The following is a 24,430-nucleotide window of genomic DNA, read 5'->3' as shown; positions in this document are numbered from 1 at the left end:
ATTACCATCAATTTATGGGAGTAACTGATTTTAATTTGTCATTTAGTTCTTTTGCCATTGATTGCCTACCATAAGCAATTACTTTGAGAGTGTCTTCATGAAATCTCAGTTGATTATCTGCTATTTGCATACCCTTAATTAATTCTTTAATATTATCTGGTAATGATTTGATGTCGTATCTCTTTCCTTCAAATGTAAGTACTGGCTCTTGATCATTGACAGTTGGATCCTTCATGATGAGTAGATATATTTATGAGTATATATGCTATCCCATATTGCTAATTACATTATCAATCTGCTAAATCTCTTATAAATTGCTTTTCACATAAGTCTCTATACTTTCCTTTCTTACTCATTAATTCATCATGACTCCCGACTTGGACAATACTGCCATTTTCAATATAGACAATTTGATCTGCTTCTTGGACGGTAGATAATCTATGCGCAATTATAAATACAGTCCTACCTTTCATGGCTTGGGACAAACCTGTTTGAACTGCTATTTCTGAGTCTGCATCAAGTGCGCTAGTAGCTTCATCTAATAATAGAATAGAAGGATTACCTAGAATAGCTCTTGCTATAGAGATTCTTTGTAGCTGGCCCCCTGATAAATTTGTTCCTCTTTCTTCTATAAATGTGTTGTATGAGCTACTCATTTCTGATATAAATTTATGGGCATTGGCTAATTTTGCTGCATTGATAATCTCTTCCTCTTTAAATGATCTACCAAAATTAATAGCTTCAGAGATTGTTCCAGATAAAATGTTTACTCTTTGAGGAACTATAGAAATTTTTTTTCTGATATCATTTATTTTTATCCCTTGAAGATCTATATTATTAATAGTTATCGTGCCATGTTTAGGTCTAATAAATCTTAGTAATAATGAGAATATAGTACTTTTACCTGATCCAGAGGGTCCAACAAGGGCTACAATACTACCAGTCTTTATATTTAACTTTATATTATTAATAACTTGTGGACCATTACTATAAGAAAAACATACATTATCAAATATAATATCTGATTGAGAAGAGATAAGGGTTGATCCAATGTGACGATTATCAATGTCCATTGGTTCTGTTTCAATTTCTAATAAACGCTTTAATGATGCTTGGCCTTGTTGAAGCTCATTGAAATTCGTAGTTAAATGACTTATAGGATCAATTAACATAAGTAATGCTGCAAAGAAACTGCTAAACCCTTCTGAATCAATACCTCCATTCTGAATTCTGAAGGCTCCAATAGCTAATATCAATAAGATGCCAAGTGCCTCAATAAAGCCAACTACTGGATGTTGTAGAGCTAATAACTTAAGTGATTTGTATCTTGCTCTTCTATGTTGTTGAACCTGTACATTAAATTTAGATTGAAACCATTCCTCTACGCCAAAGGCTCTTATTAGAGGAAGACTCTGTATACCTTCTCCCAATAATCCAGCAAGAGTACTTACTTGTTTTTGGCTTTTTTCTGAGGCTAGAAGTACTCTCTCTCCAAAATTACCTACTAGTAGTGATATGACAGGAGCTAAAATTAAAGTAGCTAAAGCTAATTTGTAATCTAAATAAAGCATATATCCAAATACTGCGACAAGTTGAAATATACAAGGTGTTGTGTCTTGAATTGTTTTATAAATTACTTCTCCAACTCTATCTGCATCCTCTGTAAGCCTATAAGCAATATCACCTGAAGATAACTTTTCAAGGGATTGAACTTCTATCCTTTGGAGCTTGGCAAATAGATCTTGACGAAGCTCCTGACTGATTTTTAGTGATGGGCCAGCTAAAAGTATATCCTGGCTAAATTGAGCTATTTTTTGGACTAAAAAGACTACTAAAGCTTGAATAATTATCTGTATTACTAATTCCAAATCTCCAATTCCAATCGCTGGTATTAATTTCCCTGCAAGCCATGCAAGAACAGGCCAGCAGATAACATATATAAGCATTGAGATTCCGCCCCAAATCAATTCCTTAGAATGTGGAATTAAACTGGGGAGAAACCTTAGGAAGCTATTAGCAGATTTAGAGATCATTCAATCCAATAAACAATTAGGAGATGTAAGGTACTGCAAATGAAACTATATCAATTTCTTAAATGGAAATGTCTAACCAATAGTGGTGGACAAGCTAAACACCTTATTAGCACAGGGTCCGTAAGTGTTAATGGTCAAATAGAGACCAGACGAGGTAGGAGACTTATACATGGTGATTTAGTATCTTTTGGCAATATTCAGGAGATCTTTTCGGATGAAGATCCTTCAGGCCGTAAGTTGGGTAATTGAGATCAGCAGGTTAGGTGCGTGAGCAAAACGGTAATCGCAGGCAACTGGAAAATGCACATGACATGTGCTCAGGCAAGAGATTTTATATCTGCCTACCTTCCTTTGATTAAGAACGTTCCTAAAGGCCGAGAATTAGTTCTTGCACCTCCATTTACAGCTATATCAACATTGTCTGAAATATTAAAAGGATCCAATGTATCTTTATCCAGTCAAAACGTTCACTGGGAGGACAATGGAGCCTTCACAGCAGAAATATCTCCCAAAATGCTCTTAGAGCATTCCGTGTCATATGCAATAGTTGGCCACAGTGAACCACGAAAATATTTCAGTGAGAGTGATAAACAAATAAATCTAAGAGCTAAATCAGCTCAAGCAAATGGCTTAATACCAATAGTTTGTGTTGGTGAGACTATTGAACAGAGAGAGAGAGGAGAGGCTGAAAGGGTTATAAGAAGACAGGTAGAGCAGGGTCTTGAGGAAACAGATAAGAAGAAGCTCATTGTTGCTTATGAGCCAATTTGGGCAATTGGTACAGGTAAAACATGTGAAGCAAATGAGGCAAACAGAATTTGTGGGTTGATAAGACAATGGGCCAATTGCCCGGAAATATTAATTCAATATGGTGGCTCAGTTAAACCTGGAAACATAGACGAGATTATGGCTATGAGTGATATAGATGGAGTTCTCGTTGGAGGAGCTTCCCTCGATCCTGAAAGTTTCGCAAGGATCTCCAATTACAAAGTTGAATAACAATACGATCTGGCCGTCCGGGTGGGGTCAAAGAACCGCAGTGATGGCAATTATAAATATTACCCCTGACTCATTTAGTGATGGAGGTAAATATTTAATAGAGGAAGAAGCTTTGAAAAGAGCTCTAATGTCAATTAAAGATGGCGCAGACGTAATTGACTTAGGGGCCCAAAGTACTCGTCCAGGTGCAAATATTATTAGCCCAGATGAAGAATTAAAAAGACTATTACCTATACTAAAATCTATACGTTCAAAGTTACCTAATTCAATTATATCTGTAGATACATTTCATTCAAGTGTAGCTGAGAAGGCTTTAGAAGAAGGGGCAGACTGGATAAATGATGTTACTGGTTCTAAATATGATAAAAGAATGGTTGATGTATTATCTAGTGGAAATTTTCCTTACGTTTTAACACATAGCAAGTCTAACAATAAAACCATACACTCTCAGGCAGAATATAACAATGTAGTAGAGGATGTTTATCAGAGTTTAATCGAATTAACTGATAATGCAATCTCGAAGGGCATTCGTGAAAAAAATATTATCTGGGACCCTGGGATTGGGTTTTCTAAAAACAGAGAACATAATATTCAGATATTAACTAACATTGATAAATTTTCTGGCGGAAATTTTCCTTTAATAATAGGAGCTTCCAGGAAAAGGTTTATTGGGGAGATTATTAATGAGAAAAACCCATTAAAAAGAAATGCAGGTAATATTTCAGTTGTTTGTAAATGTGTTGCGTCAAATGTGGATATGGTCAGAGTTCATGATGTCAAAGAAACTATTCAAACTATTCGCCTAGCCAATGAATTATGGAAGTAATTAATATTATTAGGTATTTTCAGTATTAACACCTTCTATTTTATCTTCAACCTCTTGATATAACTCCTTAAGTTGTTCTATGTTTTCTTCGGATGTATCCCAATATCCCCTTCCATTTACCTCTAGAAGTGTGCCAACTATTCTTCTAAAACTATGCGGATTAAGATCCATTAACCTTTTCCTCATTTCGGGATCATTTATAAAGGTCTCATTGGACTCCTCGTATACAAAGTTATCGACTTGACCGCTTGTTGCACTCCATCCAAGTGTGTAATTAAGTCTATTTGATACTTCTCTAACTCCTTCATATCCAGAATTTAGCATTCCTTCGTACCATTTTGGATTCAATAGTTTCGTTCTTGAGTCGAGCCTAATAGTTTCACTTAAAGATCTTACTTGTGCATTAGCTGTAGTAGTGTCGGCTATAAAACTATTGGGCGTTTTACCATCATCTCTTAGACTTTTTATTAGGTTTGTAGGGTCTGAGTCAAAATAGTGACTAACATCTGTTAATGAAATCTCTGATGAATCAAGGTTCTGAAAGGTTACGTCTGCTGTTTTCATGACTGATTCAAATACATTTCTATTCTGATTCATTTCTCCTGGATTATCTGCATTAAAAGCGTATGTTTTCCTAGATAGGTACATCTCTTGCAATTCATTCTCTTCTTCCCAGGTAGAATTCTCAACCGCTAAATTTACATTTGAGCTATAACTTCCACTAGCATTGGAAAAAACTCTACAGGCAGCATCTCTTAACTCGATTCCCTCCCTTTCTGCTTGCTCAAGAGAATGTTTCCTGACAAAATTATTATCTAATGGTTCGTCAGCCTCTGCGGCCATTTTCACAGCTTGGTCAATTAATGCCATTTGGTTTATAAATAAGTCTCTAAATACACCAGAACAATTAACAACTACATCTATTCTTGGCCTACCTAATTCCTCTAAGGGTATTAATTCAAGTTTATTAACTCTACCTACAGAATCTGGCTTAGGTTTTACCCCTACAAACCAAAGTATCTGAGCAAGTGACTCACCATAGGTTTTAATATTATCTGTTCCCCATAAAACACAAGCTATAGTTTCTGGCCATGATCCCTCATCGGATTTCTGTTTCTCAATAAGCTTGTCTACTACACCTTTAGCGGCAGCAACCGCTGCTGTAGTTGGGATAGATTGCGGATCCAATGCATGAATATTCTTGCCGCTAGGTAATACTGAAGGATTCCTAATTGGATCTCCTCCTGGACCTGGTAGGACATAGTCTCCATCTAGAGCCTTTAAGAGACTTTCCATTTCCTTGTCTGCACAAATTTGTTCTAAGCAAAAACGAAGATATTCAAAAAGGTTATCAAGTTCTTTAGAATCGATTTTTCTAAAACCATTCTGCCGGCATTTTCTTGTCCATGGATTCGATATACTAAATCCTAGATTACTCAAGAACTCTAAGAGTCTTGTTATAAGACTTTTTTCTAAAGTTACTCTTCCTCCTTTACCAGTTAAAGAAAGGACTAAGGATCTAACAGCAATTCTACTTGTTTCAGTTATTTTATTATTTAATTCAACATCAGCTAAAACTCCGTCATTATTACCTTTGTAGATTTCTTCAATATTTCTATTAACAGATTCTGCCAATAAACCAGGCAATGATCTTATTTGCTCTTGTTCTCTTTCAAGAGCTGCAATACTAACTAAACTAGCTATAGCTTCCTCAGCTGTAGGTGGCTTGCCAATTGTATGTAAACCACATGGTAGTAATCGACTTTCTATTTCCATTAATTGCCGATATATAGATCCGACAATTAAATCTCTTTTTTCTTGATCTAACTCTGATGCATCTACTTGAGGAAGATCTACATCTTTATCAAGGTTGCATTGTCTAGAAGTTTCTACAATTGCATTCACTATTTGTATACCTCGAGAACTTTCTCTAAGTTGTTGGTATGAACCAACTAATTCACTTAATTCCTTAAGACCTTTATATAAGCCAGCATTTTCAGCTGGAGGTGTTAAATAACTGATAGTTGATGCATATCCTCTTCTCTTTGCTATTGTCGCCTCTGATGGATTATTAGCTGCATAGTAATAAAGATTAGGCAATCCTCCTATTAAAGAATCTGGATAGCAGGATTCACTCATTCCCATCTGCTTACCTGGCATAAATTCTAGGGATCCATGAGTGCCAAAATGAAGTACGGCATCAGCTTTCCAGACTTTTTCTAGATATGTATAATAAGCTGCAAATCCATGATGAGGACTAGCACTTTTAGAATATAAAAGCCTCATAGGATCACCTTCGTAACCAAAAGTTGGTTGAACTCCAACAAATACATTGCCAAAATGGTGACCATAAATTAAAAGATTTTGCCCATCACTATTCAAATTTCCCGGGGGTTTACCCCAATTTTCTTCTAAGCGATCAGCATATGGAGTTAACCTTTCATATTCATCTACAGTCATTTTGTGCGCTATAGATAATTCTGGAGAACCTTCTATTGCTTCAGGATCATTTATTAGCCTTTCCATTAAAGCCTTAGGACTTCTTGGTAAATCATTAACTTGATAGCCTTTTAACTTCATCTCTTCTAAAACTCTATAAATTGACCCAAAAACATCTAAATATGCTGCGGTACCGACATTTCCTTTATCTGGTGGAAAACTAAATACAGTGATTGCAAGTTTTTTATCTTTCCTTTCTTTGATTCTGAGGGATGACCAACGAATAGCCCTCTCTGCAATAGCATCAACTCGGTCTTGAAGTGTATGAGCTTTGCCTGTAGCGTCATCTCTTCCCGATAAAACGATTGGTTCAATTGCACCGTCAAGTTCCGGAATTGCTATTTGTAGTGCAACTTGTACTGGATGAAGGCCTAAATCACTTCCTTCCCATTCTTGAGTAGTTTGGAAAACGAGAGGTAATGCGACCATATAAGGGCGATTTAATTTCTTAAGTGCTTCAATGGCCTTGGGATGATCCTGTCGTGCTGGACCTCCTACTAATGCAAATCCAGTCAAAGAAACAACACCATCTACTAAAGGCTTATTTTTATTGAGTGGATCAAAAAAGAATGTTTCAACAGGCCTTGAGAAATCAAGTCCACCACAAAAAATTGGTATTACCGTTGCTCCTCTAAATTCAAGCTCTTGAATAATTGCTACATAGTGGGCTTCATCACCAGTAACTATGTGGCTTCTTTGTAGCACTAAACCTATAACAGGACCTTCTCTTGATTTAATAGAAAGATCCTTTCTACTTGTTGTCCAATTCTGATATTCCTTAATGTCTTCAAACATCCTAGGAGCCATCGGATGCCAAATACCTAAATCGGGAAATACTTCTGGTTCATCTACTTCTAGTTGTACATTGTCGGTGGACTCATCTATATTAATTACATATTTATTAGCAAGCATTAACATAAAGTTCTTTAGATTGTCAGGAGTACCTCCTAGCCAATATTGAAAGCTTAAAATGAAATTTCTAGCATCTTGTGCCTTATCAATTGGTAGGTACTTAAGAATAGATGGCAAAGTGTTCAATAGTTTTAACATTGAGTCTTGAAATCCAGCTCCTCCAGACTCTTTCTTCTTCTTCATAAAATCCCCAATTATACTTTTGCTTTGACCTAGTTGTGCCATAGAAAAAGACCCTAGCTTATTTAATCTCATCACTTCAGGCATAGAAGGGAAGACGACTGACGCTTTAAGGTTTTCCTTATAAGGAGCTACTGCCTCTACGACCTTTCCTGCTAAATCCTCGATAAATATTAAAGATCCAATAAATATGTCTGCATTTGAAATGTCAGATTTAAAATCTTTATAATTTTGATCATTTCTTAATTCTTCAATTAAATACCCACTTAACTCAATACCTACTACACCATTCATAGAGTTTATTGATTTAGCTGCTTCTGTAAGAGCATTTTGGTACTGCGGTTCTAGAACTACATAGACAGTTTTAACGATATAACTGTGATTATTACCATCATTTGGCACTACTCTTCTATTTGCTGAACGAACCTGAGTAAACATCGCTCTTTCGACAATGTGCTTGGGACAGCCTACTTTTATAAGGGGCGATACTGTGGTTTTTACTTATGTGCTGTTACAACTAATCTAAACAATCCATATGATTCATTAAAAGCTTTTTGTAATGACTTCATCTGCTACGAACCAAATACCGGTTCTTGTCTCTGGAGCACTGGGGAAAATGGGTTCCGAGGTTGTTAAAACCATTCAACAATCAACTAAGTTTCAATTAGAGGCAGCCATAGACACTTCTCCCAGTCATGAGGATCTTGATGTTGGAGACGTTCTAGGTATTGGTAATTTAGGTGTGACAGTAACTTCTGACCTTGAGGGAAGCTTATGTGCAGTCAGTCAAAAATATAGAGATAGTTCAGTTCCAAATGCACCAGTGTTAATAGATTTTACTCAGCCATCAGTTGTTTATGAGAATACACGTTCGGCCATAGCTTATGGCATTCATCCAGTAATAGGAACAACTGGCTTAACCCAAGATCAGATAATAGATTTAAGCGATTTTGCAAGAAAGGCCTCTATTGGTGGAGCCATAATTCCAAACTTTTCTGTAGGTATAGTGCTACTTCAACAAGCTGCAGCGGCTGCCAGCTCCTTTTACGAAAATATTGAATTAATAGAATCTCATCATAATCAAAAAAAAGATGCTCCTAGTGGTACTTGTCTAAAAACTGCTGAGCTCATAGAAGAGACTGGAAAAAAATTCAACACCTCAAATGTTAAAGAGGAAGAGTTAATTGAAGGCTGTAGAGGAGGATTGAGGCAGAGTGGCATTAATATTCATTCAATACGATTACCAGGTATTGTCGCCCGACAGGAAGTTATTTTCGGTGGAGTAGGTGAAACATATGTTCTTAGTCACAATACAGTTGATAGAGCAGCCTATATGCCCGGTGTAAAACTTGTAGCCTCTAAAGTAAGAGAACTAACCACCCTAGTTTATGGGCTAGAAAGGCTTTTATAATGATCTTAAAACTTAGAAAGGGAGAATTAGAAAAATTAATTCCTGCTGTAGCTACAGGAAAACAATTTAATGCTGCTTCTGGAGATCCAAGAAAGATACTTCAACGATTAATGGTTTCTTCAATTGGTGGAGTAATAACCTTACTGATAAGCCAAAGCCAAGTAACAAGTCAATTCTATCCATTCTGGCTGCTACTAGGAGTAAGTTGCCTTCTTTATATACTCTGGGGTCCAATTCTAGAAGCCAGTAGAAAAAATGCAGAAGTACGGCGTTTACCAGTATCAGCATTATTTGAGGGTGAAGTCATAAATATTTTTACTAAAGAAAAGATAGAGAATAGACATGAGCAAGCTAATAAAAAAGGTGAATTAGAGTTAGTTGAGAATAGACGTACATGGATTTTTTTAGAAATAGGCGATGAAGATGGTTACCTGACTGAAATTAAATTTCCTTTAGAAAGCAAGCATCAGTTAATAAGGACAGGCTCCCTAGTAAGATTGATAATATTTAGCAATAATAGTAGGTTTGAATCTATAATTAAAACAAGCGATGCATGGTTTCCACGCGAGAAATTATGGGCTGGAAGTTACCCATACTTATTAAGGCCAGCCTTCGAAGAATTATGCTACTATAGATTTAGGTAATAATAAACTATAAATTTAAACAGATATAAAATAATATGTATAATTCGTCAAAAATTATAGGAGCAGGGCCAACAGGTATTCTAATGGCAATAGCATTATCTAGATTAAATCTAGATATAGATTTATATGATTTAAATTCGTTATCCTCTATTAATAAAAGATCAAGAACATATGCCTTAACACATTCCACCAAAGACCTTCTAATAGATCTTGGGTTATGGGAAAAGTTAAAACCAAAGTTAATATCATTTAGTAGTCTTATAGTGCAAGATACTGTTATCAATAGGAAGGCTATATTCAGGCTTAGCGATTTAAGAGTAGATAATTTAAAAGACAACTCTATAGGCTGGATTATAGAGCATTGCCATTTAATGAATGTCTTAACTACTGAATTACAAAACTCAGAAAATATCAGGTTCAAGAATAAAGAAGAAATTTCACCAGAGTTAGATGGCTACGATTTGTGTATAGCAGCAGACGGTCAAAATTCATTATCACGCAGAAATTGGAATATCCTAAGTATGTCAAGGCTATACAAGCAGACGTGTATTACATTTAAGGTTATTTTAAGAGGAACTAGAACCAGTTCAGCTTATGAAATATTTACTAAGGATGGACCTCTAGCCATTCTACCTCTAGGAGGAGATCATTATCAAATTATTTGGAGCGGTCCAGCTCAAATAAATTCAAGAAGACTTGAATTAGACAGGCAACATTTCTTGGACTTATTATCGACTTGTCTACCTACAGGAATAGAACCAGACATACTCATTGATATTCCTCAACAGTTTAAAACATCTTTGTTATTATCATTTCCAGTTACTAATAATAGAAAAATACTTATTGGTGAAGCATCTCACTCTATCCATCCAGTAGGAGGGCAGGGACTTAACTTATGCTATCGAGATGTAGCATACTTTTATAAGTTAATCCAAAAATCTAAAAGTTCTCCTATTTCAAATACCAGCATACTAACCTCTTATAATCTGAACAGAGTACCAGATGTTGTTTTAACTTCACTAATTACTAATGCTTTGATAGTAATTTTCTCAAATAACTACAAACTTCTTTATCCAATAAAAATAATTATTTTTGCTATTTTAAATAGATATAGAATAATAAAGAAAGTAGCTCTCGCTTTAATGACAGATGGTATATTTAAAATGCTACCGTTCAAGTAGAATTAACTAACACTCTATCTATTTTGATTATAACAAGTCAGCCATCCAAACCTCCAAGCAGGAAATTACTAATATACTTAAAAAGTCACTATGGGATAAGCGATAGTGCCATTGAATTAGGTTTAAAGAAGTCAAAGGAAGAGAATGCTCCACTTCCAATAATTCTTTGGTCGTATGGCATCATATCTGTAACAGACTACCAAAATCTATTGGATTGGCTGGATCAGAGTTAATTTAAAGAGTTATGATCAAAAAATACAATAATAGGTTTACAATAGTGCTGTAAATCTGTGTTCACTTTCCAAATTGATAGATCATAACTACCAATTTATAATCTCTGTGTCATCATTAAACGAGGATTAATAATTAGTCTTTCTTCACCGCACATGAATAAGTTCCATGAAAGTTAGTAGCTTCTTTAGTAGTTTAGGAATACCTGCATCAAAACGTCCTATATCAAGGAAGGGTTTCGAGAGGCTTGATCTTCTATTATTGGCAATTGAGTCGATTGATATTAATGGTCCTCAGCTAATAATTTCAGCAGCTAATCAACTAGGTCTTGATAGATTTTTTCCTAATAAAGTAGAACTGTGGAAATTCCGCTGTAACAACCCAATGCGAAGGGCATCTAAGCCCTCCATTCAAACTCAGGAATCAGCTGAGGCATTGATTTCATTAGTATCATTTATATCAGATTATTTCTACCCAAAAATTAGAATCCTTCTTTCCTCTAAAGAACCAGAGAAAATTAATGCTCAGAGATGGCTTTCCTTTAAAAAAAGGTTTAATGAATTAATTGAAGAGAGGATGAATCTTGGAAAAGGAGCAGTAAAAAAGTATCTAAATACCAACGATACCGAATTCTACCGAGATATTATAATTTCTCTTGCACTAAGCTCTGGCCCTGGAGGAATTAATAGGCTTAGAGCATCACTTCTAGACAATACATGAAACAGAATTACAGGTACGATCAGGCTTCAGCAAGGCTTGAACTAGAAGGAATAGCCGATGCTTCCCTAGGTTTAAGTATAGATACGATTTCAATACTTTTACTATGGAGGTTAAAGCTAATTGGTGGCCCTGAATTAGAAGGTAAAAAAGAGCATCTTCAATGCTTTATGAATTCTGTCCTGCAATATTCACGTTATCGCTTATCAGGCATCAAGAAGAAGATAGGCAAGCAAGGAGATTTCGTTACCATTTCACCAAATAATTCTTCAGGTCATTTACTTGTTCTAACAAGTACTAAAGAAGGAGTATCTCCTGTCGAAATAGTCATCGATGATGCGGAACTGACAGATCTAACAAGATGTTTTGATCAACTCAGAACAGATTCAAGAGTACTTATTAATTGGGATATTCCAAAGGAAAAGGGCCTCAATGCTTCCGAGCTTATTTCTAGCAAGCTTCTTCTAAGGTTTTTTTCTGCACCTATTGTGGCTGTAATTTCATTGGTTATATCCTCAACAAGCTTTCTTTTAATACCAGAATTACAACATCAAAACTCACAATACGAGAATGTAAAATCAGGCACAAATTACATTAAGAAATAGACGTCAAGTTGACTATTTCTATTTAATTGTCAAAATTGTAGAGATCTAACAGATCTATAACATATAGATGTATATGACCTCTTCAGGATCAAAAAGAAAAAGGAAGCTCTCCTCACAATATATTTTCAGAGGCAAGTCCGCAAAAAAAAATAAGACTGTACTTAGAAATTTAATAGAAGCGTTAATAATGCTTGTTACTGGCAGTAACCTTATTTTATTCCTTAATACACTTCCCAATGGTTTTAATCTACAAACCTTCTTTTTAGAAATATGGAAAGAGGTCTCTGATAGCTTGACCCAACTAGTTGAATCATTTGCTAAGATTAGTGGAGCCTTTGTCGTATTACTATTACTAGTTACAAGCCTTATCCTTATAATAGGTGGATCAGTACGATTATTTCGAATCCTAATTATGCTTTTAAATACAAATAAAATTAATAATAGTTAAGAGAACTTATAAAGTAGGTAGTAACTCATTATTGTAAAATTACTTTAAAAGATATAATTCTTATAAATTAATACTTCTATTAAACCTATAAAGTAAAACTGACAATTTTTTACTACTCAATACTATGGTTGACTATAGCCATTCTAGAATTGTAGTTATTCTCTCATTAATATTATCAAGTATTCATTTTATAAATCTATACCTTGCTCAATCGTTTTTATGGGTACCCTTAGGAATATGTCTAATATTAAATTTTATTTATATAACCAATGATCTTCAGAAGTTTAAATCATTTTCCAGGTCTATGCAGATTCCCATTTATTTAACTAGAATAGTATTGAGTTTATCTCTAATAATAGTTCTACTGTCTTCTATTGCTTCACTAATTAACATATCTCTTCTTCTTTTTGGCGAAGGAAGTACTGACCTACTAATATTTCTGTGTATATCATCAATATTACTCTTTGGCTCCTCGTTGGGTTTAATCAAGAAATTATTTGTATGAGAGATAGTTACTAATTTTTAAATTATATTTCAAGTATAATCTATTGATATATAAGATATATAATTTAAAAAACACCAAATTTTATGAAATACTCAGTCATTAAATTTAGCTCAGAGGATTGCGGCACATGTCATAAAATGAGTCACTATGATTCTAAGGTCTCGAATGAACTTGAATGTGAATTCATAAATGTTGTACTTCAAGAAACTCAAGTATATAGAAAATATCGTAGGATTTTATTAAAACAATATCCGAATAAGGAAGGAATGGGATGGCCAACTTATTTAATAGTGAGTAATCCTGAAGAAGAATTTACTATTAAAGGAGAGATCAAAGGTGGAATGCAAAAGGGAGATTTTAGAAGCAAGCTTAAAGCAATTATTTCAAAGTAAATTATAATTCTAGGTTTGTTGTAGCATCCTTCATTTTGGATAGCCATTCAAATAGGATATCCAACTGTTTTTCGATGGGTTGATTCGCAAGTCCTCTAAGTAATACCTCCGAAGAAGAATTGCCTTTCTTATATAGTATCCTACTGTGTAAGCTCTTATCGATTCCATTCCTAAGAACTTTAAAAGTAGATTCCTTCATTTTAGTTTCTAAAATAATATTTGGTTTTATCTGCCGAATACGGGAAAATCCTAAACTTTTACCGACTAGTTTAATTTGCATTACTTGCATTAACGAGGAGACAGGTTTAGGCAAGGCACCATATCTGTCTGACCATGCAAGACCCAATTCAATAAGTTTTCCTGATGTATGGCAATCAGTTGCTGCCTTATAAGCTGAAATTTTTTCTTGGTTATCAACTATCCAATTACCTGGTATAAATGCGTTAATTGGTAAATCTATAAGAGTTTCATCAACTTTTGGTATTTCATGTCCTTCTAGATCTGAAATACATTCTTGTAGCATTTCCATATACATATCAAAACCAATTGCTTCCATCTGTCCACTCTGCTGTAGGCCTATTAAGTTTCCAACCCCTCTTATTTCCATATCACGCATAGACAATTGATACCCACTTCCTAATTGGCTAAATTCCTGGATTGCTTGTAATCGTTGCTTAGCTTTATCATTAATTGTCGTATTACTTGGATAAAGTAGCCAAGCATGAGCCTGAACACCACTGCGACCAACTCTTCCTCTTAATTGATAAAGCTGTGACAGGCCAAACTGCTGAGCATCCTCAATTAATATTGTATTAACTCTAGGAATGTCTAAACCGCTCTCAACTATTGTAGTACAAAGCATTAAGTCTGCTTCCCAGTCATTAAAAGCTATCATTGAGCTTTCTAATTCACCTTCATCCATTTGACCATGTGCTATTAATATTCTTATTTTCGGAATCATATTACTTAATTTTGTAGCAATATCAGTTATACCTTCAATTCGTGGGACGACATAAAATATTTGACCTCCTCTATCAATCTCCTGGCATATAGCACTTCTGATTGCTTCTTCCTCATAGGGAATTAAATGAGTTTTAATAGCCCTTCGTAGAGGAGGGGGGGTAGTAATAAGACTCATTTCTCTAACTCCCGATAGACTCATATACAAAGTCCTAGGAATTGGTGTAGCAGTAAGAGTAAGAACATCTATATTTTTTTTAAATTGTTTAATACGCTCCTTTTGCTTTACACCAAACCGTTGCTCTTCATCAACTACTAATAAACCTAAATCTTTAAAACAAACCTTGTTGGAAAGTATTAAATGGGTACCTACAACTAAATCTATAGTTCCGCTTTTCAGTTCTTCTACAATTGCATTCTTTTCTCTTGAAGTCTTGAATCGATTTAAAAGCGCAATTTTAATTGGATAAGGAGCAAATCGATCAGATAACGTACGCCAATGCTGTTGAGATAGGATAGTTGTTGGAGCGAGTAATGCTGCTTGTTTTCCGGATATAATAGCTTTAAAAAGAGCCCTAATCGCTACTTCCGTTTTTCCATAGCCAACATCGCCACAAACAAGTCTATCCATGGGTTTGGGTTTTTCCATATCATTTTTGACATCCTTAATTGCAGTGAGTTGATCATGAGTAGGCTCATATTGGAATGCATCTTCAAGTTCAGATTGCCAAGGAGCATCAGGAGGGAAACTATAGCCCTCAGTTTTATTCCTCTCTGCGTAAAGCCTAATTAAATCTATAGCAACTTTGTTAATTGATTTTCGTGCTTTTTCCTTTGCATTAAGCCAAGCTGTACCTCCTAACTTTCCAATCCTAGGTGATTTGTCAGAAGATGATCTATAGCGGCCAAGAGAACCAAGTTGATCTGCGGCTACACGTAAAGTACCGTCTTGATACTGGACTAATAAATAATCTCTACTTTCTTGAGAGATAACAAATTTTTCTATTTTAATGAATTTACCTATACCATGATTTCTATGTACAACATAGTCCCCAGTTCTTAATTTATTATGATCAATACTTTTACTAGCTGATCTTTTTCTTCTCCTTACGTAACCACTATGACTGACAAGTTGTTGTCCATAAAATTCCTTATCTGTTAGTAGAAGTATTTTCCAAGGAAGAAAATTAATCCCTTCTAAATCAAAGTTTGATGAACTTCTGAGAGCAACAGGTGTATTTTGATCTAGTAATGTCTTAATGCGTAAGCTATCTTTAGAATTTTCTACGAATACTGAAATACAATCGTGTTCATTTAGCAGAGAGCTAGTTCTACTAGGTTGGGCTGAATAAATAAAGATTTTAAACTTATCATTTTGATATTTCTTGAGCATTTCACTTAACCTTCCGAATTGATTTGGATAGGTAAGAATTTGTTTGGAGGAAATATCAAATATATTCTCTCTATTATATTGATCAATAAAATCTGTAGTATCTAAGCCATAAAATCCATTTAGCAAGTCATAATTAGTAGTAAAAGTAGAATGAAGGTTATTTGGAGGAAGAGCTAAATTATTATCATTTAACTCTAAATTAGTTTCTAATTGATGATAGGTTTCTGAGACATGCTCTGTCCAGGCTGTTGAATGGGAATTACATTGATTTGGTTCATCTGTAATAATTAGTGATGAATTATCTATAAAATCTATAAGGGAAGAAGGGCTTGTCCAGGCTAGTCCTAGATAACGTCTTATACCAGAAGGTATTATATTATTTTTAAGCTTATCGATAGAGTCGGCGTCAAAATATTTAGCCAGAATTTCTGGAGTGAAAGAAGATAGCTTATTCGCTATTAATATATCAAAGTTGACCGGTGAGATTATTACCTGATTTATTTCATCAAGAGAACGTTGAGAAACTGGGTCGAATTCCTTTATTTTATCTATATTATCGCCATAAAATTCTAACCGTATTGGAGATTCATAGTTGACCGGATAAATATCCAAGATATCGCCTCTTCGACTCCATTGACCTTCCTCTTCGGTAGTAGTTGTTTTAGAATATCCAAGGTTTGTTAAATTAATGGCTAACTTATCTAGATCAAATATATTTTCCTTAACTAAAGATAGGCATGATGTTAAAAAAGAGTCCTTTGGAGGTAAATGTGGTTGAAGAGCTCTTTCTGTTGTAACTATGGCGATGTTATTAGTATCATTAGAGCAAAGCTCAGTCAAAACTTGTAATTGTCCCCATAATATCTCAGTTGTCGGTGGTATAGATTCATATGGGGAATTTTCTGATGTTGGATATATATAAAGTGAATCCCAAGAGAAATTATTTAGAATTGAATACCATCTTGTTGTTTCTTCTAATGTTGGAACAATGACTATTAGTGGTAGTTTCTCAGCTTTTGAAATTGTGGTTGATATAATAGTTTTAGCAGTTTTTGAACCTCCCGTTAAGATTAATCTGTTATTTCGTTGTATCCGTTCTATTAATTGAGAAGTTAAAGACGATTCTTTTAATTTGTCAATTATTGGTTCTAATGACATAATAATTAATTTTTATATAGGTTTGTTATAATTAGTTCAAGTAGTTAATTTCTTTTCGTTAGAGAGGATTAGGTTAAACATTAGAAGTTGTTTATTGCTGAGGTCGGATCTTGAATATACATTGAAATTATTAAATAATAGTTGTCTGGCCTTATCTAGAGTTAATTTTAAAGTCTTTAATTTTTCGTTGGAGTCTTTAATAAGATGCTCTCTATTAGATAAATGTGAAAAAGATTGAACTGACTCGCCGGTTCTAACATTTTTTAATAATTGAAGGATTAAGTGCATATCGTTAATGTCAATAATTTTATTTCTATTGTTAAATCCTAGAATATTGTTTAGGAATATACTTTCAGACTCTTTGTCCCAACCAATTCTATTAATCTCTTCATCAAGCTGTATCAGTTCATTACTCCAGTCTTCATTATGTACAATCTGATTATTTGAATGACTAGAAATATTAGTTTTAGTGGGTTGTGAATTGTCAGGAGTCTTATCTAAGTTATTCAAAGAATCGGAGTTCTTACCAATCTGGCTATATTTTATTCCATCTGACTCTCTTAACCTAGATTCTATTCGCTTTAGTGCATTATCTTCCGCTTCTTCAGCCGTTTGTCCCTGGCCTAGAGCGGATCCTATCTTCTGATCTTTAACCACTGCTACAACCTTTACTATGACAACCTGAGAATCTGCATAGGATAGTTCTGAATGGAACTGCATAGTATCTTATATTTAAATAAATGTTAGTCTTAATTGTATTCATAACATACAGTAGCTCCTAACAAGAAGCAGAACTTAATAGTTATGGACTCAGCATCATTAGATTCACTTACACCAATACTTGATGGAATAGACCGCTGGGTAGAAATAGCTCCTTTACTACCTCTGATAATTATTTTGGAGATAGTTTTATCCGCAGATAATGCAGTCGCATTGGCTTCAATCACAAGGCAGTTACGAAATATAGAATTACAACGAAAGGCTTTAAATATTGGCATATTTATTTCTCTAATTCTTAGAATGGTCCTCTTAGTTACAGCCAATTATATAATTAGATACTCTATTGTCCAACTTACTGCATCAATATATCTTTTTACATTAGTAATACGCTTTTTCCTTAGTATTGAGGATTCTACAACAAAGGAATCGAGCAGCAAAGAAACTCTCTCCATGTTACAAATTGTAGTTTTGTTAGCTATAACTGATCTAGCATTTTCTATTGACAGTGTTACAGCAGCTGTAGCAATTAGCGACCAATTATTATTAATAATAACTGGAACTGTTGTTGGAGTAATTGCCCTTAGGTTTACAGCAGATTTCTTTATACGTTGGCTAGAAATCTTTGTAAACTTAGAAGCAGCAGGTTATATCGCTGTAGGACTAGTTGCTCTAAAGTTATTTGTACAATCACTTATTTTATCTATAAATATATCTGATAGTTATTTCTTTATAATATTAGCCTCTATATTCTTATGGGGTTTTTCTAGAAAAATTAAGAAAGAAGATAGTCAATAAATATAAATTCTAATCAAATCTTATGCCTATTGATAGGTCTATCTGCTTAGCTAGTATATCAGCTGAAACACTATTTCTTCCTTCCATTTGACCATTTAAAATAAGAATTGGATAACTGGCTGTCCCTACTATAAATCCAAGCTTAGGAATAACAGCTAAAATCTCTCCAGGATAAGAAGAGGTTGATATATAATCAATAATATAAGAGTCATAATTATTTGAAATATAAGTCGAGAAGCTAGGAGTTAAAGGTATTGAGTTATGAAGTTTAATTCTTTTGCCATTAAGTGATGTATATGCAGCAGGGTATAGGCCCATTATAGTTCTATGGATTTCTTCACTTAGTCTTTTCCAGTCTATTTGAAACTCCTTCTTAGTTAATCTTTTGGCATAAATTGGATCACAATTAACTACATCTTGCTTTATAAGCTTAGGGTAGATTTCTACAAGGTTTTTAGTAAAGTGAGATGAAGTCCTTATTAATTCTAGAGCTTCTATAATTGTTGTGGCGGACAAACTACTTAGATCAGATGATATCTGGTAAGAGTTTCTTAATACATCAATTGGAAATTCCTTTTGTAAAAGTATGGGACCCGTATCTAATCCTTCTTCCATTAACATAATACAAATTCCAGTTAAAATGTCACCTTCCAATATTGCTCGTTGAATAGGGGCTGCTCCTCGCCATCTAGGTAATAAAGAAGCGTGAATATTCCAACTTCCTAAGGGAGGTGAATCCAGAATCAATAAGGGGAGTATTTGCCCAAAAGCTACTACTAAGTTTAAATCTGCTTTTAAGTTAATTATCTTTTGTTGGATTAAGCTTTCTTGCCTAATATTTTGAGGAGTTAGTACTGGGATATTATTTTCTAGTGCGACAGTCTTTACAGGTGAATGTATAAGTTTATTACCTCTAGACCTCCTTCTATCTGGTTGAGTCACAACACCGACAACATCATGGTCAGAGTTAATTAATGCTTCAAGAATAGGTACAGAAAATTCTGGGGTGCCCCAAAAAACAATTTTCACTTTTCACCTGTAATAGACAACCCATCTACCCAAACATGAGGTGATACACCAGCATGCGTTTTTATCTCGTCTGGTTCAATTTCAATTATTTCTTTCAGTAAGGTTTTAAAGTCTCCTGCTATTGTTGCTGATTCGATAGAGATTTTCTCTCTATTATTTACAAGCCAACCATCGAAGGGGAGAGAAAAAGAGCCTTGGCTTGGTTTAATACCTGCATGTAAAGCCTGTAAACCTTCTATTAGGACAAATTGTGTTCTGTTTGTTCGATGGTCCAAAGAAGAAGATATAGGGATCTCTTTATTCCTGCTTATAAGTAGCCAGTCAGGAGAAACTGAAACCTTTGCTCCTAAACCAGCATGTCCAGACGGCGGTACACCAAATTCTCGTGCTGTTGCTTCTGAGTGAATGAGATTCTTTAATACCCCATTTTTTATTAAACATAAATCTTTAGTAGGTGTACCCTCTCCATCAAATGTGACTGCTCCAAAATTAGATGGATCTAGTCCGTTATCATGCAAAGTAAGCAATGGGTTGGCAACTTGTGTATTTATTGTGCTTTTTGTAGAAAGACTAATACCATCTAATATTGATCTAGCATTAAAGATGTTGCTAAAAGCTGTTAAAAGCTCAAGAAACGCTTCGGGTGAAAAGCAAACAAGATATTTTCCCGTTTCGATTGGCTTATAATTAAGGTGACTAATTGTCTTTTCTGCTGCTTCAGCAACACACTTATCAACATCTATTTCCTTACTTCCATGAGCTAATACTATTGAACCTCCGCTTCTGGGCTTCCTACCTTTCTCTTGAGCCTTTGCATAAAGATATATACTAGATTGAGTATTTCTTAATACTCGAGAAGAACCACTGCTATTTAGATAGACCCTTTCATAATCAGACTCTGAAAATCCATTATAGGGTACTGAATCTATACTGTTATGCTTATTCAAGAGATCTGATTCTGCTTGCTTTAAACGTTCATACAAATATTTAACACCTGTAGCATCTCTAATTGGAATGTTAACAACAGGAAGTAATTCATTACATAATGGTGAAAAGTCTGGTGATTCCTGTGAGTTGCCATATTCACTTGCTTGATATGCTGATGTAAAGGCTTGTTTAAGAGCTTTATAAGAAAGATCAGATGTACTTGTAATCCCTACTAAATTCTTATTCCAAACTCGTATAGTTATCGAACTTCTTTGAGAAGATTTTAACTGTTTAGGTTCACCATTAAATACCTGAACAGAGGTATCAATACTTGAGGATACTCCTATATCCCATTTGTCTATTTTTAATTCTGATGATATTTTATCAATTTTTTCTTTAATATTTGCTTTATTAAGTACAATTAAGTCGTCATTAGTTGTTTTAGTCATTATCTTCCACCTACAGTAATTGAATCAACCTTAATGTGTGGTTGTCCAACAGTTACATTAATGTTTCCACTAACGGATCCACAGTAGCCTGCTGCCAAAGCTAGATCATTAGCACACATAGAGATCCTGGGCATTATTTCTTTAGCTTCACCAATAAGAGTTGCTCCCTTAACCGGTTCTTTTAATTTGCCATTTCTAATTAAATAGCCCTCTTCTACTGAAAAATTAAACTGTCCTGTAGCGCCTACACTTCCTCCCCCCATAGATTTGCAATAAATTCCATTATCAATGCTTTGAATGAGATCCTCTGGTAAATATTTACCAGCACTTATATATGTGTTGCGCATTCTGCTCGCTGCAGGATAAGCATAACTTTGTCTGCGACCACTTCCTGTTCTAGAAAAGCCAGTCCTCATTTCTCCAGCTCTATCACTAATGAATTGCTTTAATATTCCATTTTCAATAAGTATGTTTGATTGAGAGGGCATGCCTTCATCATCCATTGAAATAGAACCAAATGCACCCTGAGTAAGTCCTTCATCTATAGCAGTAACGCTTTGATGAGCAATCTTTTTGTTTATTTTGCCAATAAAAGGTGTAGTTCCTCTTTCTATCTGAGTTGTTTCAAGTAAATGTCCACATGCTTCATGAAAAATCACTCCTCCAAATTTATTCGCAAGAACTACTGGCATTTGGCCGGCATCTACATATTTGGCATATAGCATTTTTTGCGCACTTTCAGAGATATCTCTAGCTGAATCTTCTACATCCCATTCAGACAGTTGCGAAGGATTCCCAGTTGAACCATAGCGTCGGCCTAAGCTCGAACGATATTGCTTATCTACGGCTAAAGCATTCAATCCAATGGATTGATAGAGCCTTAAGTCCCTCCCAAATGTTCCATCACTAGCCGCAACAAATACTTCTTGAATTGATTTGGAATATGTTCCCCGACGTACTTCAAGATGCTTGCCAAGTTTATTTAACATAGATGTCCCTTCGAGAATTTTATGCGTTGCTTCTTTTAATCCTGGGCATTTCAGATAAAGATCTGACTTGATGGGTCCATAAACAGAAAGTTCTTTTAAGCCAATAAAGCGTGAATTATTTAATGAAGTAGCCTCCAGACCCAACATGCTTAGAGCCTGGTCAAGTGCGGTTTTTAAGCCTTTCCTTGACAGATCATTAGTAGACACAAATCCATCTTTACCATTAGAAAAAACTCTCAAGCCAACTCCTCTGCCAAATGATGGAGAAACACTTGTAATAAGGTCTTGCTCAGCCAATACGCCTAAATTATCTACATGTTCAAGGAAAATTTCTACAAGATCTGCTCCTGAGGAAACGCCATAAGCTAGTAACTCTTCTAGATTTTGCTTGAGACCTTCGATGGAAGATTCAATATCAAGAAAATCAGCTTCTAAACTTGAGATTGTAATAGTCAAAAATTTTTCTTCTAGCTTTATATATTACGCACACTCAAGCGAAATCTCATTATTAAAAAAAAATTATTTTGAATTAACAATTTTAAGACCTTGCCATCTAGTATTGCAATAGTCAATAAAAGACCAGTCTTTATGGATGAAATCAGAGATTTATATGCATTGCTTGCCCCTATTGGACAGTTAACTGGCAATGGTCAATTAAGAGAAACTGTCTCAGAGCGAAGGAATAGAAAAGGAGAGGATGTTGCTTTTTGGTATCTTTCTCCTGAGTTAGTGAAAAAGTTCAAATTATCTGAATCAACCCAAGAAGCTGTTATAGCAGATGATCCAACTGCTATTGATTGGGTAAGGCTTCGGTTTGGAGGTGAAGTTAAAACTATTAAACTAGATATAAACCAATTACGTCAAAATGCAATGGAACTTCCTCCAGGTCCTACAGTTAGAGACATTAGTGTGTTTAATTAGTTATTAAATACGCACAAGATTTTATGAACAAAAGCCACAAAATAATAGTACACAATAAGCAAATCAATAGAACAATATCTATTGAAGTCCCTCATGGAGAATACATATTGCGATATTTTGAATCTCAGGGTGAAGATTTACCATTTTCTTGTAGAAATGGATGTTGTACAACATGTGCTGTAAAGGTTCTTTCTGGGGACTTAGATCAAAGCCTAGGAATAGGTCTTTCAAAAGAGATGCAAGATAAAGGTTATGCTCTGCTTTGTATTGCCAAGGCTATTGGACCATTAGAAGTAGAGACACAAGATGAAGATGAAGTTTACGAAAAACAATTTGGCAAATTTTTAAGCGATATGGGAACTAAAGCAGGTAATCCTTTTGATATTTAATAAATATATAGAGTTAATTAATAGAATATAAGTAATTTATTCTAGACTTTTAACTAGATATATTAACTATAACGAACAGCTTGTGTCTTCTCCATTGGCAAGGCAAATTGGCGAGCTATCAATGAAACAAACTTAAGGAAGTGTATAGGCTTAGATAATTTTGAAGCTTTCCTCCATGATCTAAATGCATTTAATATTTCCTTTCTCATTTCTAAGAACCTTCCATCTTCAAAATTATAAACCCAAGGAAATGCATTTTTAGATGTGTTATTGGTTTGGATAATTACTTCCTCATCGAATTTAACAGGATCTATAGCGAGTAATTCATAAAAATCTCCTCTTTCACAGACGGTTAAGGTATGAGTAAGAAAGACTGTCCATAGGAAAAATCTGCTAAGAATTTTGCCTCTAAATCCCTTTGTCATTCCAGGCCAACAACGCATCATCATGTTTATACAATCACCATGACGGTTCTCATCCTGACACCATGGTTCAAAGAAATCGAATAATGGAGCACAAGCTTTATCTGGATGGGCTTTTAGGTGTCTATTTATTAGGATATAGCGCCAATATCCGATTTTTTCAGAAAGATAAAGGGAATAAAGGACCCAACTCAATGGGAAAAATGTGGCAGCTCTTTTTTTGGGTAAATTTGGAAGATCTATGTTTATTCCCTCTTCCTTAAGAGCTCTTCCCAAAAATCCAGCATGCCTTGCTTCATCTCTTGCTAGAAATTGGAAGAATTGGCCAAGTTCTGGTCTCTTGGCTTTTTTAAATCTATTGGATATTTCCTTGAAGAGTAAAAATCCTGAAAATTCTGATACTACTGAGCGTACAAGATAGCTTTCATAGACTGATTTATCCTTTGGCGAAAGCTCATTCAGGCGAGCCAATGAAGCTTTCCTATCAAAATGCTTGAGGTTATAATCAGCTTCCATTTCATTAAACATTGCCTGAAAGTCTCTTCTGGCAATTTCTAAATCTGTTTTAGCAGCCTTATCGAATTCAGTTGTATAAAACCTTGGTGTTAAAAGGTTTTCATCAAGATGTGGAGGCAACTCATTCCTACCCAGTGATCCAGAAACACTAGAAGCAGAGGCTGTTGCAGTCATTATCT

The 24,430-nt window shown here is 34.7% G+C and carries 23 protein-coding genes; 13 read left to right on the top strand and 10 right to left on the bottom strand.

What is annotated here, in order from left to right; all coding sequences use genetic code 11:
* Positions 1–7 precede the first annotated feature (7 nt).
* Together P9211_RS04590 and P9211_RS04585 are read right to left on the bottom strand one after the other, a co-directional pair.
* The gene (locus tag P9211_RS04590; RefSeq protein ID WP_012195493.1) at positions 8–235 is read right to left on the bottom strand and encodes a DUF6447 family protein; all 228 of its coding nucleotides are present in this window, start codon (positions 233–235) and stop codon (positions 8–10) included.
* A 55-nt stretch (positions 236–290) separates the two neighbouring features.
* Positions 291–2,033, bottom strand: a complete 1,743-nt coding sequence (locus tag P9211_RS04585; RefSeq protein ID WP_012195492.1) for an ABC transporter ATP-binding protein — start codon at positions 2,031–2,033, stop codon at positions 291–293.
* Between the two features lie 39 nt (positions 2,034–2,072).
* On the opposite strand from P9211_RS04585, the gene P9211_RS04580 reads away from it, so the two are divergent.
* Genes P9211_RS04580 through folP form a run of 3 tightly spaced genes read left to right on the top strand, consistent with a single transcriptional unit; the run spans position 2,073 to position 3,858 of the window.
* Positions 2,073–2,282 carry an RNA-binding S4 domain-containing protein gene (locus P9211_RS04580; protein WP_012195491.1) on the top strand — a complete coding sequence of 70 codons (210 nt, stop codon included), beginning with the start codon at positions 2,073–2,075 and terminating at the stop codon, positions 2,280–2,282.
* 18 nt (positions 2,283–2,300) lie between these two features.
* On the top strand, positions 2,301–3,032 hold the full coding sequence (tpiA, locus tag P9211_RS04575; RefSeq protein WP_012195490.1) for a triose-phosphate isomerase: 732 nt from the start codon (positions 2,301–2,303) through the stop codon (positions 3,030–3,032).
* 43 nt (positions 3,033–3,075) lie between these two features.
* Positions 3,076–3,858: a dihydropteroate synthase gene (gene folP, locus P9211_RS04570; protein ID WP_041391115.1), complete on the top strand. Its 783-nt coding sequence runs from the start codon at positions 3,076–3,078 to the stop codon at positions 3,856–3,858.
* A gap of 9 nt (positions 3,859–3,867) precedes the next feature.
* Here the strand turns inward: folP and P9211_RS04565 are convergent, their stop codons facing one another.
* On the bottom strand, positions 3,868–7,887 hold the full coding sequence (locus P9211_RS04565; protein WP_012195488.1) for a magnesium chelatase subunit H: 4,020 nt from the start codon (positions 7,885–7,887) through the stop codon (positions 3,868–3,870).
* A gap of 121 nt (positions 7,888–8,008) precedes the next feature.
* On the opposite strand from P9211_RS04565, the gene dapB reads away from it, so the two are divergent.
* From dapB to P9211_RS04535, 6 genes are all read left to right on the top strand, one after another.
* Complete coding sequence (dapB, locus tag P9211_RS04560; RefSeq protein WP_012195487.1) at positions 8,009–8,860, top strand: 4-hydroxy-tetrahydrodipicolinate reductase; 852 nt, start codon at positions 8,009–8,011, stop codon at positions 8,858–8,860.
* The gene (locus P9211_RS04555; RefSeq protein WP_012195486.1) at positions 8,860–9,504 is read left to right on the top strand and encodes a hypothetical protein; all 645 of its coding nucleotides are present in this window, start codon (positions 8,860–8,862) and stop codon (positions 9,502–9,504) included. The genes dapB and P9211_RS04555 overlap by 1 nt, the downstream gene beginning before the upstream one ends.
* Positions 9,505–9,539: 35 nt before the next feature.
* Positions 9,540–10,685 carry an FAD-dependent monooxygenase gene (locus tag P9211_RS04550; RefSeq protein ID WP_012195485.1) on the top strand — a complete coding sequence of 382 codons (1,146 nt, stop codon included), beginning with the start codon at positions 9,540–9,542 and terminating at the stop codon, positions 10,683–10,685.
* A gap of 23 nt (positions 10,686–10,708) precedes the next feature.
* Complete coding sequence (locus P9211_RS04545; protein WP_041391112.1) at positions 10,709–10,918, top strand: DUF2949 domain-containing protein; 210 nt, start codon at positions 10,709–10,711, stop codon at positions 10,916–10,918.
* Between the two features lie 166 nt (positions 10,919–11,084).
* Positions 11,085–11,636, top strand: a complete 552-nt coding sequence (locus P9211_RS04540) for a DUF3038 domain-containing protein (RefSeq protein ID WP_012195484.1) — start codon at positions 11,085–11,087, stop codon at positions 11,634–11,636.
* Entirely contained in the window at positions 11,633–12,238 is a 606-nt protein-coding gene (locus tag P9211_RS04535) for a DUF4335 domain-containing protein (RefSeq protein ID WP_012195483.1), read from the top strand. Before P9211_RS04540 ends, P9211_RS04535 begins: the two co-directional genes overlap by 4 nt.
* 766 nt (positions 12,239–13,004) lie before the next feature.
* On the opposite strand, the gene P9211_RS09580 is transcribed toward P9211_RS04535, so the two are convergent.
* A complete protein-coding gene (locus tag P9211_RS09580) occupies positions 13,005–13,175 on the bottom strand; it encodes a hypothetical protein (RefSeq protein ID WP_159088376.1) in 171 nt (56 codons plus the stop codon).
* Between the two features lie 99 nt (positions 13,176–13,274).
* Here P9211_RS09580 and P9211_RS04525 point away from each other — a divergent pair, with 99 nt between their 5' ends.
* Complete coding sequence (locus P9211_RS04525) at positions 13,275–13,583, top strand: thioredoxin family protein (RefSeq protein ID WP_012195480.1); 309 nt, start codon at positions 13,275–13,277, stop codon at positions 13,581–13,583.
* A 1-nt stretch (position 13,584) separates the two neighbouring features.
* Here the strand turns inward: P9211_RS04525 and mfd are convergent, their stop codons facing one another.
* Positions 13,585–17,094 carry a transcription-repair coupling factor gene (gene mfd / locus P9211_RS04520; RefSeq protein WP_012195479.1) on the bottom strand — a complete coding sequence of 1,170 codons (3,510 nt, stop codon included), beginning with the start codon at positions 17,092–17,094 and terminating at the stop codon, positions 13,585–13,587.
* 36 nt (positions 17,095–17,130) lie between these two features.
* A complete protein-coding gene (locus P9211_RS04515; RefSeq protein ID WP_012195478.1) occupies positions 17,131–17,814 on the bottom strand; it encodes a hypothetical protein in 684 nt (227 codons plus the stop codon).
* A gap of 84 nt (positions 17,815–17,898) precedes the next feature.
* On the opposite strand from P9211_RS04515, the gene P9211_RS04510 reads away from it, so the two are divergent.
* A complete protein-coding gene (locus tag P9211_RS04510; protein ID WP_012195477.1) occupies positions 17,899–18,609 on the top strand; it encodes a TerC family protein in 711 nt (236 codons plus the stop codon).
* Positions 18,610–18,618: 9 nt separating this feature from the next.
* Here P9211_RS04510 and fmt read toward each other — a convergent pair whose 3' ends face one another.
* From fmt to P9211_RS04495, 3 genes are read right to left on the bottom strand one after another with little or no spacing between them, the layout of a single operon-like run.
* Entirely contained in the window at positions 18,619–19,638 is a 1,020-nt protein-coding gene (gene fmt / locus P9211_RS04505) for a methionyl-tRNA formyltransferase (protein WP_012195476.1), read from the bottom strand.
* Positions 19,635–21,014 (bottom strand): TldD/PmbA family protein, encoded by a 1,380-nt coding sequence (locus P9211_RS04500; RefSeq protein WP_012195475.1) that lies wholly within the window; start codon positions 21,012–21,014, stop codon positions 19,635–19,637. Before P9211_RS04500 ends, fmt begins: the two co-directional genes overlap by 4 nt.
* Positions 21,014–22,417 (bottom strand): TldD/PmbA family protein, encoded by a 1,404-nt coding sequence (locus P9211_RS04495; RefSeq protein WP_041391518.1) that lies wholly within the window; start codon positions 22,415–22,417, stop codon positions 21,014–21,016. Before P9211_RS04495 ends, P9211_RS04500 begins: the two co-directional genes overlap by 1 nt.
* A 132-nt stretch (positions 22,418–22,549) precedes the next feature.
* On the opposite strand from P9211_RS04495, the gene P9211_RS04490 reads away from it, so the two are divergent.
* Positions 22,550–22,924, top strand: a complete 375-nt coding sequence (locus P9211_RS04490) for a hypothetical protein (protein WP_225866219.1) — start codon at positions 22,550–22,552, stop codon at positions 22,922–22,924.
* A 23-nt stretch (positions 22,925–22,947) separates the two neighbouring features.
* A complete protein-coding gene (locus tag P9211_RS04485) occupies positions 22,948–23,313 on the top strand; it encodes a 2Fe-2S iron-sulfur cluster-binding protein (protein ID WP_012195472.1) in 366 nt (121 codons plus the stop codon).
* A gap of 62 nt (positions 23,314–23,375) precedes the next feature.
* Here P9211_RS04485 and acsF read toward each other — a convergent pair whose 3' ends face one another.
* The gene (acsF, locus tag P9211_RS04480) at positions 23,376–24,425 is read right to left on the bottom strand and encodes a magnesium-protoporphyrin IX monomethyl ester (oxidative) cyclase (RefSeq protein ID WP_012195471.1); all 1,050 of its coding nucleotides are present in this window, start codon (positions 24,423–24,425) and stop codon (positions 23,376–23,378) included.
* Positions 24,426–24,430: the final 5 nt, after the last annotated feature.

The organism is Prochlorococcus marinus str. MIT 9211 (assembly GCF_000018585.1).
GTDB lineage: Bacteria > Cyanobacteriota > Cyanobacteriia > PCC-6307 > Cyanobiaceae > Prochlorococcus_D > Prochlorococcus_D marinus_B.
Note: the sequence above shows the minus strand (reverse complement) of the source record. Positions and strands in the feature narration are given on the sequence as shown.

Bases quoted from the DNA above. Each gene is read 5' to 3' on its own strand.
- P9211_RS04590 (WP_012195493.1), bottom strand. From the start codon at position 235: ATGAAGGATCCAACTGTCAATGATCAAGAGCCAGTACTTACATTTGAA.
- P9211_RS04585 (WP_012195492.1), bottom strand. From the start codon at position 2,033: ATGATCTCTAAATCTGCTAATAGCTTCCTAAGGTTTCTCCCCAGTTTA.
- P9211_RS04580 (WP_012195491.1), top strand. From the start codon at position 2,073: ATGAAACTATATCAATTTCTTAAATGGAAATGTCTAACCAATAGTGGT.
- folP (WP_041391115.1), top strand. From the start codon at position 3,076: ATGGCAATTATAAATATTACCCCTGACTCATTTAGTGATGGAGGTAAA.
- P9211_RS04565 (WP_012195488.1), bottom strand. From the start codon at position 7,887: ATGTTTACTCAGGTTCGTTCAGCAAATAGAAGAGTAGTGCCAAATGAT.
- dapB (WP_012195487.1), top strand. From the start codon at position 8,009: ATGACTTCATCTGCTACGAACCAAATACCGGTTCTTGTCTCTGGAGCA.
- P9211_RS04555 (WP_012195486.1), top strand. From the start codon at position 8,860: ATGATCTTAAAACTTAGAAAGGGAGAATTAGAAAAATTAATTCCTGCT.
- P9211_RS04550 (WP_012195485.1), top strand. From the start codon at position 9,540: ATGTATAATTCGTCAAAAATTATAGGAGCAGGGCCAACAGGTATTCTA.
- P9211_RS04540 (WP_012195484.1), top strand. From the start codon at position 11,085: ATGAAAGTTAGTAGCTTCTTTAGTAGTTTAGGAATACCTGCATCAAAA.
- P9211_RS04535 (WP_012195483.1), top strand. From the start codon at position 11,633: ATGAAACAGAATTACAGGTACGATCAGGCTTCAGCAAGGCTTGAACTA.
- P9211_RS04525 (WP_012195480.1), top strand. From the start codon at position 13,275: ATGAAATACTCAGTCATTAAATTTAGCTCAGAGGATTGCGGCACATGT.
- mfd (WP_012195479.1), bottom strand. From the start codon at position 17,094: ATGTCATTAGAACCAATAATTGACAAATTAAAAGAATCGTCTTTAACT.
- P9211_RS04515 (WP_012195478.1), bottom strand. From the start codon at position 17,814: ATGCAGTTCCATTCAGAACTATCCTATGCAGATTCTCAGGTTGTCATA.
- P9211_RS04510 (WP_012195477.1), top strand. From the start codon at position 17,899: ATGGACTCAGCATCATTAGATTCACTTACACCAATACTTGATGGAATA.
- P9211_RS04500 (WP_012195475.1), bottom strand. From the start codon at position 21,014: ATGACTAAAACAACTAATGACGACTTAATTGTACTTAATAAAGCAAAT.
- P9211_RS04485 (WP_012195472.1), top strand. From the start codon at position 22,948: ATGAACAAAAGCCACAAAATAATAGTACACAATAAGCAAATCAATAGA.
- acsF (WP_012195471.1), bottom strand. From the start codon at position 24,425: ATGACTGCAACAGCCTCTGCTTCTAGTGTTTCTGGATCACTGGGTAGG.